The sequence below is a fragment of the Geomonas sp. genome (assembly GCF_035254065.1).
Classification (GTDB): domain Bacteria; phylum Desulfobacterota; class Desulfuromonadia; order Geobacterales; family Geobacteraceae; genus Geomonas.
Genome location: NZ_DATFBA010000369.1, coordinates 1 through 12,961, shown reverse-complemented (window position 1 = coordinate 12,961; position 12,961 = coordinate 1). Strand labels below are relative to the sequence as shown.

10 protein-coding genes are annotated in these 12,961 nt (G+C 63.1%); 6 read left to right on the top strand and 4 right to left on the bottom strand.

The genetic code is table 11. The features are described from left to right. A partial coding sequence (locus VJ604_RS17205) for a transglutaminase TgpA family protein (RefSeq protein ID WP_324084631.1) occupies nucleotides 1-1,425 on the top strand: 1,425 nt, incomplete at its 5' end. A gap of 60 nt (nucleotides 1,426-1,485) precedes the next feature. After that, nucleotides 1,486-4,038 (top strand): hypothetical protein, encoded by a 2,553-nt coding sequence (locus tag VJ604_RS17200; RefSeq protein ID WP_324084629.1) that lies wholly within the window; start codon nucleotides 1,486-1,488, stop codon nucleotides 4,036-4,038. Here the strand turns inward: VJ604_RS17200 and VJ604_RS17195 are convergent, their stop codons facing one another. Together VJ604_RS17195 and VJ604_RS17190 are read right to left on the bottom strand one after the other, a co-directional pair. Further along, nucleotides 4,039-4,788, bottom strand: a complete 750-nt coding sequence (locus tag VJ604_RS17195; RefSeq protein ID WP_324084628.1) for a TonB family protein — start codon at nucleotides 4,786-4,788, stop codon at nucleotides 4,039-4,041. Nucleotides 4,789-5,061: 273 nt separating this feature from the next. After that, a complete protein-coding gene (locus VJ604_RS17190) occupies nucleotides 5,062-7,314 on the bottom strand; it encodes an NADP-dependent malic enzyme (RefSeq protein WP_324084626.1) in 2,253 nt (750 codons plus the stop codon). A 321-nt stretch (nucleotides 7,315-7,635) separates the two neighbouring features. Between VJ604_RS17190 and VJ604_RS17185 the strand changes: the two genes are divergently transcribed. Then, nucleotides 7,636-8,115, top strand: a complete 480-nt coding sequence (locus VJ604_RS17185; RefSeq protein WP_324084624.1) for an HIT family protein — start codon at nucleotides 7,636-7,638, stop codon at nucleotides 8,113-8,115. Between the two features lie 283 nt (nucleotides 8,116-8,398). Next, nucleotides 8,399-9,055 (top strand): DsbC family protein, encoded by a 657-nt coding sequence (locus tag VJ604_RS17180; RefSeq protein WP_324084623.1) that lies wholly within the window; start codon nucleotides 8,399-8,401, stop codon nucleotides 9,053-9,055. A gap of 107 nt (nucleotides 9,056-9,162) precedes the next feature. Here VJ604_RS17180 and VJ604_RS17175 read toward each other — a convergent pair whose 3' ends face one another. Beyond that, nucleotides 9,163-10,395: an endonuclease Q family protein gene (locus tag VJ604_RS17175; protein ID WP_324084622.1), complete on the bottom strand. Its 1,233-nt coding sequence runs from the start codon at nucleotides 10,393-10,395 to the stop codon at nucleotides 9,163-9,165. A 38-nt stretch (nucleotides 10,396-10,433) separates the two neighbouring features. After that, on the bottom strand, nucleotides 10,434-10,850 hold the full coding sequence (locus tag VJ604_RS17170; protein ID WP_324084621.1) for a helix-turn-helix domain-containing protein: 417 nt from the start codon (nucleotides 10,848-10,850) through the stop codon (nucleotides 10,434-10,436). Nucleotides 10,851-11,098: 248 nt separating this feature from the next. On the opposite strand from VJ604_RS17170, the gene VJ604_RS17165 reads away from it, so the two are divergent. Continuing rightward, nucleotides 11,099-11,641, top strand: coding sequence for a nitroreductase family protein (locus VJ604_RS17165; RefSeq protein ID WP_324084620.1), 543 nt, complete (start codon nucleotides 11,099-11,101; stop codon nucleotides 11,639-11,641). After that, nucleotides 11,625-12,794 (top strand): M24 family metallopeptidase, encoded by a 1,170-nt coding sequence (locus tag VJ604_RS17160; RefSeq protein WP_324084618.1) that lies wholly within the window; start codon nucleotides 11,625-11,627, stop codon nucleotides 12,792-12,794. The genes VJ604_RS17165 and VJ604_RS17160 overlap by 17 nt, the downstream gene beginning before the upstream one ends. Nucleotides 12,795-12,961 lie beyond the last annotated feature (167 nt).

The window sequence follows — 12,961 nt, the reverse complement described above, 5'->3', positions numbered from 1 at the left end:
CGTGAGGCGAAGAAGGTGCTGACCGTTTCCTCTCTGATGCCGGTCGCCTCGCTCCCCATCCTGCTCCTTCTGTTCGTGCTTCTGCCGAGGACCCAGTATCCGCTGTGGGATTTCATGAACCAGTCAGGCGCCAAGGTCACCGGCTTCAGCGACACGGTGAAACCGGGGAGCGCACCAGCGGTGAACGAGGTGAAGGGGGTCGTGCTGCGGGCGATCTGCCGCCAGGTCCCGGAGGAGAGGCTCTACTGGCGCGGCATCGTGCTGAACGCCCTGCAGGGGAACGACTGGGTGAGGCTCCCGGTGGAGGAGCGGATGGCCGGGGTAGGGAAGGGGACCTTCATCCATCAGGAGATCTACCCCGAGCCGTCGCGTACCCCCTATCTGCTGGCCCTCAACATCCCGCGCGGGCTTTCCGGACTGCGTTACAACAGCTCCGGCGACGACGTGCTCACCCTTGAGCGCCCCCCTGAGAAGAGGATCAAGTACGAGGCGGAATCGGTGCTCTCCGACGCACTGGCGGTGAAGGGGGGGATCGACCCCGACTTCTATCTTTCGCTTCCTCCCGCGGTCTCAGACCGGATGCGGGCAGAGGGGCGCGAACTGTCCCGGCCGGGGCTGGACGTGCCGGAGAAGCTCCGCCTGGTCGAGCGGTTTTTCCGCGACCAGCGGCTTTCCTACGCGACCAGTGGGCTGCCGGTGGGCCCGGATGCTCTGGACTCCTTCCTGTTTGTGAAAAAGCGGGGCCACTGCGAGCTCTTCGCTTCCGCCTGCGCCACGCTGTTGCGGCTGGCCGGGGTGCCGACCCGCCTGGTGGGGGGCTACCACGGGGGCACCTACAACGCCATGGGTGGCTACTACCTGGTCACCGAGGACATGGCGCACGTCTGGGTGGAAGCCTACGATCCCGGCCGCGGCTGGGTGACCGTGGACCCCAGCACCTGGTCCACCGGTTTCGGCAGAAATGGCGGCATGGGGCGGCAGCTCAGGATGTACGCCGACGCCCTCGGCTTTTACTGGAACAAGGCCGTCATCACCTACGACCTGCAGAAGCAGATCGCGCTGTTCACCGCTGCGGGCAGCAAGGCCCGCAACATCAGGCTGCCGGGTGGTTTCTGGAAGCCTCTTGCGGGGGTGGCGGCCGCGGCCTTCCTGCTGGCCGCGCTGGTCCCCCTGCTGATGACGGCGGGGAGGAGCGCCGAGGAGAGGGTGCTCAAGCGTTTTCTGCGGGCGCTCGCCACCCGTTACCCCGGGACGGCGTGGGAGTCGCGGGGACTTTTTGAGCTGGCGGAGGAGCTTGACGACCCGCAGGTCAAGGAGTTCGCCGCCATCTACGGCAATGCGGTTTACCATGATCGTGCGCTGCTTCCCGCCGAGACCGCCCGCCTCAACGACATCATTCGCAGCATAGGTCAGCATCCGGCTTGACACGGGTGCCCGTTTGCTTTAATTTAGCCGTGGTATTTCAGCGAGATATGAGGCGACGATTTGGCTTCTAAAAAAGAAAAATATCTGGAGAGCGCCCAGCGTTTCATGCTGAAGGGGCAGCTTGACAAGGCGATCAAGGACTACCAGCAGGTGGTCGCCCTGGAGCCCAAGGAGATCCGTTATCGGCAGAAGCTGGCGGAGCTCCTGGTTCGGGACAGCCGCAAGGAAGAGGCGATAGCCCAGTACGAGGGGATCGCCAAGCATTACGCGGAGAACTCCTACTTCCTGAAGGCGATCGCCGTCTACAAGCAGATCCAGCGCCTCTCTCCCAACAATACCGAGATCGTCCTCACCATCGCCTCCCTCAATCACAAGCAGGGACTGATCGGCAACGCCCTCGCCGAGTACGGGCAGGTGGTGGCCCAGTATGAAAAGGAGGGGCTCCTCAAGGAGGCGATCAAGGTCATCGAGCAGATGCTGGTGATCGACGGCGACCAGGCGGCCACCCGTCTCAAGCATGCTGAGATCCTCTACGCCTCCGGCGCCGAGGACGCATCCTACGAGGCCTTCAGCAGCCTGGCAAGGTCCCTCAAGACCCGCGGCGACGCGGCTGCTGCCCAGCAGGTCGCCGAACGGATGGGGCAGTTGTTCGCCTCCCGCCAGGAGGACGACCTGGATGCCATTGAGGCCCGCATCGAGGCAGGGGAATGCGAAGGTGCCATCAACCTGCTGCACGAGAGGTTGAAGGGGGACCGCGGCGATCTACGGGCCTGGCAGCTTCTTTGCGATGCCGAGCGCCGGAGCGGGAACTCCACCGCGCTTAGGCAGGCCTACGCCCAGATGCTGAACCTTTTTCCCGACCAGCTCGACGTGATCGAGGCGGGGATCCGGTTCCATATCGACTCCGCCGATTCCCGCGGCGCTTTGTCGCTCATCGAGCGGCATCTGCCGCGTTTTCTCGAGAAGGGAAGGACCCAGGCGGCCGAATCACTGCTGCTGTCGCTATCGGCGGACGTGGCGCGGGAGGCCAAAGCGGTCGAGGCCCTGAAGCGCGTTTACCAGGCCGCAGGTGCCGTCGACAAGCTGGACGCCCTCACTCAGGAAGGGGAGTCACAGTTCAGGCCGGAGCAGAGTCTCTTCTCGTCGCAGCCGTCGCAGGGCGCCGATGCCGAGCTGCTGAGCGCCTTTGGCGCTCCGGCTCCCTCCGATCCCTCGGCGGGAAGCGGTGCGGAACCCCCGTCCCCCTGGGAAGCAGAAAATCCGGCCAGCGCCGCAGTTGCAGCTCCCGGCGCCGCCGGAGCTCCCAAAGCCGCCGCGGCTCCCTGGGAGGAGGAGATCGATCTCGATCTCGATGACGATGGAGGCAGTGCAGTCGCCGCGGCTGGCGAGGTAGAGCTACCGGTCGACTTCTCCCTCGACCTCGACCTCGAGGAAGAGCCGTCTTCCCTGCCGGCCGAAGAGAGCTCTCCTTTCGGGGCGCCAGTTGCCAGCGAACAGGTTCCTTCCTCCTTCGGCGACCTCTCCTTCTTCGAGGAGGCACCCTCGCCGGTCGCTTCCGCTCCCTCCGCCGAGCCCGCTGCACCTCAAGCAGCAGCGTCTCCCTTCGAGATGGAGATTTCCCTCGACGAGGACCTTTCCAGCTTTGCCGAGGCAGGTTCTCCGCCTGAGGAGGCGCCGTCTCCCTTTGGGGGAGCGGCCGCTTCTGAAGAACTTTCTTCACCGTTCGGGGAGGCCGCCGCCTCTGAAGAACTCGCTTCGCCCTTCGGGCCGGAGCCGTCTCCGGCGTCGGCTGTCGCTCCGCCAAGCTCTGCGCTGCAGGCTGGCGACACGCTGGTGGAGGGAGCCGGAGAGATCCCCCTGGAGCTGGATCTTGCCGAGGATTCCTCGATCCCAGACTTCGGGTGGCAGCAAGGTGCTCCCCTGGAAACGGCTGTAGAGTCTGGGGAGGTAGCTGATGATGCTGTGATGGCCGGGGCGGGACATCCCGACGGGCTCGAGCATGCCGAGGAGATCGAGGAGGTCGAGGAGGTTGAACTCCACGATGATCTCGCCGATCTGTCGAACGCGCTCGAAGAGCTTGGCTTGGCAGAGGAACCGGCAGAGCTGCCCGAGGAGGCCCAACTGCAGCCGGTGCCGCCTGAGGAGCCGTTACGCGGCTGGGAGGAGATTTTCCCGCAGAACGCGGCGGGAGAGGTCGTCGATCTCGGCGAGCTGGAGTCCCATTACGACCTGGGAGTAGGTTACAAGGAGATGGGGATGTACAGCAAGGCGATCCAGGAGTTCGAGCTGGCCGCCGGCAACCCCCAGCGCAGGCTCGACTGCCTGACCCTGCAGGCCGTCTGCTTCCGCGAGAAAGGGGAGCCGGAGAAGGCCCAGGATCTCTTGCAACGGGGGCGTGAGCTGGATGTCCTTTCCAGCGAGGAGCGGGCCACTATCTGCTACGAGCTCGGCTACCTCTACGAAAGCCAAGGCGCTCCCCGGGAGGCCATCGAGCTTTACCGCGAGGTCCACCTCTCCGATCCCACCTTCCATGACGTCGCCGAGAGGCTTTCGGCCCTCACCGGCGAAGAGTCGCTTGATTTCATCGACCTGGAAGAGGCCGAGCTTCAGTAACTAGAAACCCAACAGGTTCAGGGGCGGGGAGAGGCGCAGCGGCGCCTGGAAGGTCTCGTCTTCGTAGGTCGCCGGCAGTGGCGGCAGCGGCCCCGCTGTGCTGAGCGCAGCCAGCACCATCTTGTCGTAACGGGGGTTGCCGGAGGACCTGGTCAGCTGGGCGTTCAGCACCTGGCCGCTGCGCGCGATGGTGATCCACACCTCGATCGGTTCGATGCGGACCTTGTCGAACTGCTTGTCCATCCACCACTTGTTGTTGATCCCATCCAGCATCGCCATGTAGTACTCTTTCACGTCCGTGCGCAGAGTTTCTCCGTCATGGATGCTCCTGAAGAATCCCCTGCTCAGGCCAAGGCCGAAGGTGCTGGCCACCGGCTGTTCCGGCGTGCCGGCCACCGGCTGTTCCGTTGTGTTGGCGGCCGGTGCCGGTGCGCTTTTCGCCTGCTCGGCCGGCGCAGGCTGCGCCTCCGGCACGGGGAGGGCCTTCTCCACCGGCTGGGGCGTCTGCAGCACCGCAGGGGTCTTTACCGCCGGGCGGGCGGCCGGGGCGGTCATGGCGGGCGACGCACCCTGCGGGAGGGTGAGGTCGATATAGGTTATCGAGCGATTTCCATGGGAACCGGAGGGCATGGCGAGCAGGAAGACGGTGCAGGCGGCATGCAGGAGCAGCGAGGTGGCAATCCCCGCCACCAGGTAGTTGTTACGCTTTATGGGCTGTTCGGTGAGAGGTAATTGGAGTGCTTCTTCCATCGCTTGTCTTTCCTTTGCTAAGAGATCGGCTGGGGCCTGACGCTGTAGTGTAGCAAATAGCCTGCCGAAGGGGAAGAGGCAAGAGAGGGTGGAGGTGACGGATAGACAGTCACGAGAACTTTTGCTGAAAACCCTGTGAAAACAGTGAGCTGTGGCATCGCCACCCGTGGCTGCACTGCCGATCCGCCCCTTCTTTCGCTGCCGCGCTAAGATTGCACAAAAAAGGGACCCCCTGAGGGGTCCCTTTTTCGCGTAGTGTCCCAGCGAAAAAACCTATTCGACGCTCTGGGCGTCGACCACGGCGATGGCAGCCATGTTGACGATGTCGGCCACGTCGTCTCCCCGCTGCAGCACGTGGACCGGCTTCTTCATCCCCATCAGGATGGGACCGATCGCCTCGGCGCCACCCAGACGGTGCAGGAGCTTATAGCAGATGTTGCCGGAGTTCAGGTCCGGGAAGATCAAGATGTTGGCGGGCCCGGTCAGCGTGGAGAAGGGGTAGTTCGCCAGCAGTTCCGGCGTGGTTGCCGTGTCGGCCTGCATCTCGCCGTCCACCTCGAGCTCGGGCGCCTTCTGCTTGACCAGCTCGACCGCCTTCTTCACCTTGAGGGTCAGCTCGTGGTTGACCGAGCCGAAGTTTGAGAAGGAGAGCATGGCGATTTTGGGGACGATGTCCAGAAGCCGTACCTTTTCCGCCGCCAGAAGCGCGGTCTCGGCCAGCTCCTCGGCGGTGGGGTCGATCTCCACCGTGGTGTCGGCCAGGAAGTAGATCCCCTTCTTGAAGATCATCATGTACATGCCGTGCACGCCGGTCAGCTGGGGCTGCCTGCCGATCACCTCCAGGGCGGGGCGTATGGTATCCGGGTAGTGGGAGTCGATGCCGGACATGAGCGCGTCGGCGTCGCCCATGCGCACCATCAGGGAGCCGAAGTGGTTGCGCGACTTCCTGCGCACGATGCGGCGGGCCTCGGAGAGGGTGACCCCCCTGCGCTGGCGCAGACGGTAGAGCTCCTGGGCGTACCCTTCGGTGAGCTCGGAATCCTCGGGATCGATGATGGTGGCGTTTAGGTCGAGGCCCAACTCGGCGATCTTGTCCTGCACCTTCTTGCGGTTGCCGATCAGGATCGGCTGGGCGATCCCCTCCTCGATCAGGTTGTAGGCCGCCTTGAGGATCTTCTCGTTGTCGCCTTCCGGGAAGACGATCTTCTTGGGATCGCACTTGGCCTTGTTGATCACGAAGCGGAGGGTCTCCTTGGCCTTGCCCTGCAGCGCCTCCAGCGACTCCACGTAGCGGTCCATATCCTCGATCGGCTGGCGTGCCACGCCGGAATCCATTGCGGCCTTGGCAACCGCCGGGGCCACCCGGAGCAGCGCCCTGGGGTCGAACGGTTTAGGGATGATGTAGTTGCGGCCGAAGGAGAACTTCTCGTTGCCGTAGGCGCGGCAGACGGAGTCGGGGCAGTCTTCGCGGGCGAGTTCGGCCAGCGCCATGACGGCGGCCACTTTCATCTCCTCGTTGATGGTGCTGGCGCGTACGTCCAGGGCCCCGCGGAAGATGAAGGGGAAGCCGAGCACGTTGTTCACCTGGTTCGGGTAGTCGGAGCGGCCGGTGGCCATAATGACGTCGCTTCTCACCGCCAGCGCCTCCTCGGGAGTGATCTCCGGGTCGGGGTTGGCCATGGCCATGATGATGGGGTCCTTGGCCATGTCTCGCACCATCTGCGGGGTTACCGCGCCTTTGGCCGAGACGCCGATGAAGATGTCGGCCCCCTTCATCGCGTCCTCCAGCGAGCGGAGCTCGGTGTCCACCGCCAGGCGCTCTTTGTAGACGTTCATCCCTTCGGTGCGCCCCTTGAAAATGACCCCCTTGGTGTCGCACATCATGACGTTCTGCTGCCTGGCCCCCAGCGAGATGGCCAGGTTGGCGCAGGCGACGCCTGCCGCGCCGGCGCCGTTCACCACGATCCTGATGTCCTCGATCTTCTTGTTGACCAGCATCAGCGCGTTGATCAGGGCAGCCGAGGAGATGATGGCGGTGCCGTGCTGGTCGTCGTGGAAGACTGGGATGTTCATGGTCTTCTTGAGCTCTTCCTCGATGTAGAAGCACTCGGGGGCCTTGATGTCCTCCAGGTTGATGCCGCCAAAGGTCGGCTCCAGGAGTTGCACGACCTTGATGACGTCGTCGGGATTCTCCGATTTCACCTCCAGGTCGAAGACGTCCACGTCGGCGAAACGCTTGAAGAGGATCCCTTTCCCTTCCATGACCGGCTTGCCGGCGATGGCGCCGATGTTGCCGAGGCCGAGTACCGCGGTGCCGTTGGAGACCACGGCAACCAGGTTCCCTTTGGCAGTGTATTTATAGGCCTCCTCGGGGTTTTTCTCGATTTCGAGGCAGGGCTCCGCCACCCCCGGCGTGTAGGCGAGCGACAGGTCGCGGGAGGTAAGGCAGGGCTTGGTGGGAACCACCTCGATCTTACCCTTGCGGCCTGTGGAGTGGTATTCAAGTGCATCAATCTTTTTCGTCATTGCGACCTCCTGGTTGTAGATGTGCATATCCGATCGTCGGGGGAGAGGGCTCCTGGACGCGGGAAATCCGTGGGAAACGGGCGGCTTTTAAAAAAGTCGGTAAAATTAATAGTGGGTCTACGTGCGGGGCAAGGGGAACTCGTATACGGATAGATAAACCTAACCTATAGCGGTGTCAAGATGTTTGTCCCGTAATAAAACGATCTTTTTGTCCCGTGCTGCTGACGGCAGCCAGTAAAAACGAGATTTTAAGTGATGAGAGGCGACCCTTGACCTCGCAAAAGCTGTTTTACTTCCGGTTGACGTAAGGTGGAGAGTGCAATGGAAAGATTGTGGGCGCCATGGAGAATCGAGTTCATCACCAAGGAAAAGGGCGATGCCTGTATCTTCTGCGGGTCAGGCGACCAGCGGGAACAGCTCATCCTGCGGCGCACCGCGCTTACTCAGGTGATGCTGAACCGTTACCCCTACGTGAACGGCCACCTGATGGTGACCCCGGTCCGTCACGTCGCCCAGTTGGAGGATCTCACCGACGCCGAGGTCCTCGAGCTTTTAAGGACGGTCGCCCTCTGCCGGACAGCGCTCACCAAGGCCAGCGGACCCGACGGCTTCAACATCGGCATCAATCTGGGCAAGGCCGCTGGCGCCGGTGTGCCCGCTCATCTCCACGTGCACGTCGTTCCCCGCTGGAGCGGCGACAGCAACTTCATGTCCGTGGTCGCCGACACGCGGGTGCTGCCGGAAGCGCTGATGGCCACCTACGATCGGCTGCTCCCCTTTTTCGCCCAGGCGCCAGCCTGACTGACCCGTTCCTGCCCCGCTACGCATCGCACAAGCTCCCTCTGCGTTGCTGCTGTCTCACTCGCACTTCCGGGCCTACCGCGATTTACGGTCGCTTGCCGAGTGGGAAGGGGGCAGGCTGCCTGCGCAAAATACCTCAAAGAGAGGGAGTGATTTCCCCAAAGATGTGGTATAGTTAGCTGTCGCTTGGCTTGCGGTGAAATGAAAACAAACTCTGGAGGTTGATATGTCGCTTTCGAGCAAATCGGTAGCCGCTCTGTTGACAGGAGGAATGCTGCTGGGAATGACAGCCGTCTCGTTCGCCGCCTCGGACGTCAGCAAGGCTGAGGCGTCCCTGCGCAGCAGCTTTCCCCAGGTGAAGTTCGACAAAGTACTCCCCACCGAGATTCCGGGGCTCTACGAGGTGGACTCCGGAACCAACATATTCTATTACAACCCGGACAAGGAAATTGTCATCATCGGCGAGATGGTGGGAAAGGATCTGAAGAGCAAGACTGCCGAGCGCCGTGGAGCGCTGGCGGCGAACGTCGTGAAGGACCTGCCGCTGGACAAGGCGGTGAAGATCGGCGACGGCAAGAAGGTGGTGGTTGAGTTCACCGATCCCGATTGTCCTTACTGCAGAAAGGCCTACGAGTACTTCACCAAGCGAACCGACGTGACCCAGTACGTCTTCTTCGCACCGCTGGCCCACCCGCAGGCGATCACCAAGGTCGAGTACATCCTGGGGGCGAAGAACAAAGGGGCCGCCTATGACTCCATGATGCTGGGACAGCCGATCCCCGCTACCGCACCCGCTCCCAGCGATGCCGACAAGGCCCTCGCCCAGGAGCACATGGCACTCGCCAAGAAGGTCGGTATCCAGGGGACACCGACCTTCTACATCAACGGCCAGCAGGTTGTGGGGGCCGATACCGCGAAGTTCGACGAACTGCTGAAATAAGATCACCTGCACATTGCGGATAAAAAAGGCGGATGGAACGGGCCTCTGGGGCACCACGTCATCCGCCTTTGTCGTCTGCCGACAGGTGGCATCGCCCACCAGGGCTGTCAACCCGACCGAACCATGATGCTGCCGAACAAGCCGTCGTAGCCCGCCTCGATCTCCACCTCGCCGCTCCGCATCTCGCCGATCCCGCTGGCAACCGCCGCGCAGGATGCCTCCGCCACCGTCTCCAGCGGCGCCTCCAGCAAGACTTCGAACTCGCTACCTATCCGCTGCAGGAGGTCGAAATAGACAGCCTGCGCCCGCTTGCTCTCCGCTCCAACACGCAGTGCGGCACCGATCACTTCCGGGAGCGGGATGACCGAATGGAAGGGTGGGGCGGCAGCGGGCGTGCTGCCTGCCGGCCGGTCCGCCAGCTGCTCCACGCGGTGCAGCACTCCCACCGTTATCTTGCCTCCGCAGGCCGGACAGCGGAAGCCGTGGGCAACGGTCTCCGCAGGGGAGAGCCTCACCCCGCAGCCGCGGTGCCCGTCGGCGTGGTATTTCCCCTGCTCGGGGTAGAACTCGATGGTGGAGGCGACACCCCGCCCGCTGGCGATGGCGGAGAAGATCCCCTGGTAGGAGCGCTCGCAGTCGAAGACGGTCGCCTCGCGTCCCAGCTTGGAGGGGGAGTGCGCGTCGGAGTTGGAGATGAGGGTGATGCCGTCCAGGGCCGAGACCCGCCAGTTCATGGCTGGGTCGGAGGAGAGGCCGGTCTCGATGGCGCGAATCTGCGGCGCGAGTTCCTCGAAGCAGTCGGCGAGCGAATCGAAGCCGGAGGCCATGCCGAACACGGAGAAGTGCGGGGTCCAGGCGTGGGCAGGGATCAGCATCGCCCGGGGCGAGGCGTCCAGCACCATCTTCAGGAGTTCCTTGGCGTCCAGCTTCAGGATGGGCCTGCCGTCCGAGGCGAGGTTCCCCACCTTGGCGAGGGAGTCGTTCAGCCGGTGCGCCGAGGCGAAATCGGGGAGCAGCACCAGGCAGTGCACCTTCCTGGTCTTGCCGCCTTTTCGGTAAATGCAGCTTATCTCTCCGGAGAGGAGGAAGGAGAGCTGGGAGCGGCAGCTGCCGGGGACCGCCGAGTGGTGGGGCTGCTCGCGCAGGGTGAGGAGGCCGTTGTCGCCGGGGGCAAGCTTCTCTTCCAGTTCCTTGAGCCAGCCGGGGTGGGTGCAGTCTCCCGTCCCCAGCACGCCGATCCCTTTCAGCTGCCCCCAACGCCAGAGGGTTTCCGGGGTCAGATCGGGGCTGGTGGCGCGCGAGTAGCGGGAGTGGATGTGGAGGTCTGCGATGAAGGTCATGCCGGCGGTGACGCCGGCAAGGAGGCGTGGCGGGTCATTTATTGCTGGTGGTCTCGTTCGGATGCCCCGAACTTTTCCGCCATCTTGTGGCGGTAGGAGTCGATGTCGCTTCTGAGGGAGGCGAGTTTTGCCATCTTCTCGTCGATCTTCTCCAGGTGCTCGTCGAGGATCTCCAGCAGGCGCGGGATCATCCTCTCGGTCTGCTTCGCCTCGCCGTAGGCAACGTAGAGGTCCTGCATCTCCTTGATGGTGAGCCCCAGTTCCTTCAGCTTGATGATGAACTTGATGCGCCGCACCATGTACGGGGTGAACCCGCGGGTGGCGCCGTCGCTTCTCTGCACGCTCTCCAGGATGCCGACTTCTTCCCAGTAGCGGATGGTCCTGGTGGTGAGGCCGAGCGAAATCGCCAGGTCTCCGATCGGGGTCAACTCTTCACCGCGTATGGTTTCGTCCATTGCCTTCCTTCCCACTGACATTCCCGAGTAAAATGTGGGTTTAATGTAGAGCATGACGCCCATTGTGTCAACCGAATTAAGTAGCTATGACAATGGTATACGCGCGCCGGCCCCCCGCGGAACGCTGCCGGATCTCCCGCCTGCCGGGGCGTGCCGTCGCTGAAAATAAATTGTGCCCATCTTGGTCGTTTACAAAACAGTGTTATTGGTGTATGTATGGTAGCCACTACCATTCGGGAGGCTGAAACATGGACATCTTCAAGGTCATCAGCGACCGGCGCTCCATCAGGAAGTACAAGGATATCCCCGTAGAACGGGAAAAAATAGAACAGATTCTCAATGCTGCCAGGCTGGCGCCTTCCTGGAAGAACATGCAGTGCTGGCGCTTCCTGGTGCTCACCGAGTCCGACCGGAGGGAGAGCCTGCTGGCAGCCTTTCCCGAGGACAACCCCGGCAAAAAGGCCATCGCCATGGCCCCCTGCATAATCGTGGTCTGTGCCGACCCCGCCGAGTCCGGGATCGAGAACGGCATCGAGTACTACATCGGCGACACCGCCATCGCCTTCGAGCACATCTGTCTGGCCGCCCACGGGCTCGGCCTGGGGAGCTGCTGGATGGGGTGGTACGATGAGCAGAAGATCAAGGGGGCACTGGGAATCCCGGACGGGATCCGGGTGGTGGGGGTGACCCCCCTGGGGTATCCTGACCAGGAACCCAAACCCCGGCCGCGCAAGGACCTCTCCGAGATCGCCTTTTACGAGCAATGGGGGGCGCATGCCAGACAAGGCTGAGTCGGCCAGGCGGATCGCACGCCTGCAGGAAGAGTTAACCGCCAAGGGGATCGACGCCGCTTTCCTGCTCTTTCCCATCGATATCTACTACTTCGCCGGCACCAGGCAGAACTCGCTGCTCTACGTCCCTGCCTCGGGTGAGCCGTCGCTTCTGGTACGCAAGAGCCTTTCCCGCGCGCAGGCGGAGTCGGCAGTGGAGGTGGTGAGGCCCTTCCCCTCCAGCAAGGAACTGCCCCAGCTGCTGGGGCCAGGGGTGCAGAAGATCGGCATCACCTTCGACGTCATCCCGGTCCAACAATATAACTTCTACGCCAAGCTCCTGCCGGGCTGCGAGTTCGTGGACATCTCCGCCATCAACCGCGAGATCCGCTCGGTGAAGAGCCCCTTCGAACTGGCCCGGATGCGCGAAAGCGGCCAGAAGACCAGCGCCGTCTTCCGGGAGATCCCTTCCTTTCTGAAGGAGGGAATGCGCGAAATCGACCTGGCTGCCGAGATCGAGTGCCGCCTGCGCAAGGCCGGCTGTGAAGGGTACGTGCGGATGCGGGCCTTCAACCAGGAGCTTTTCATGGGACTGGCCGTATCGGGGGCAAGCGCGGAACTCCCCGGTTTCTTCGACGGAGCAGTCACCGGCCGCGGCCTGTCGGTCGCCTCGCCGCACGGGGCCTCGCTTTCCACCATCGCGCCCAATACCCCGGTGCTGGTCGACTACACCGGCGTGTTCGGCGGCTACATCGTCGACATGACCCGCGTGTTCGCCATCGGCGGGCTCTCCGAACCACTCCGCAAGGCCTTCCGGACCTCGCTGGAGATCCAGGCCTACCTGGCCGAGAACCTGAAGCCGGGCGCCATCTGCGAGGAGCTTTTCCTGAGCGCGGCCCGGATGGCAGAGGAGGCGGGGCTGGGGAACTACTTCATGGGGGCGCCGGGGGAGAATGCCCGCTTCGTGGGGCACGGCGTGGGACTCGAGCTCGACGAATTCCCGGTCATCGCCCAAGGCTTCAAGGTGCCGCTTAAGGCCGGGCAGACCATCGCCATCGAGCCGAAGTTCGTGATCCCCGGCGAAGGGGTCATCGGCATCGAAAACACCTTCGCCGTGACCGGGCAGGGAGGGGAGAAGATCACCGACCTCCCTGATGACCTGGTGATCATCTGACGATACAGCAGTTGTGATCGGCCCTTTCTGCCGGCCGTTTAGTTGGGGCAATCGACGGATTGCCCTTTTTTTTGTCTTCATCCATACCCCCTCCAGGGAGAGGGGCGCTCCCGCCACCCGCCTTCCGTTTCGTATGACAGGCTGGAGATATGGTAATCTAGAAGCGG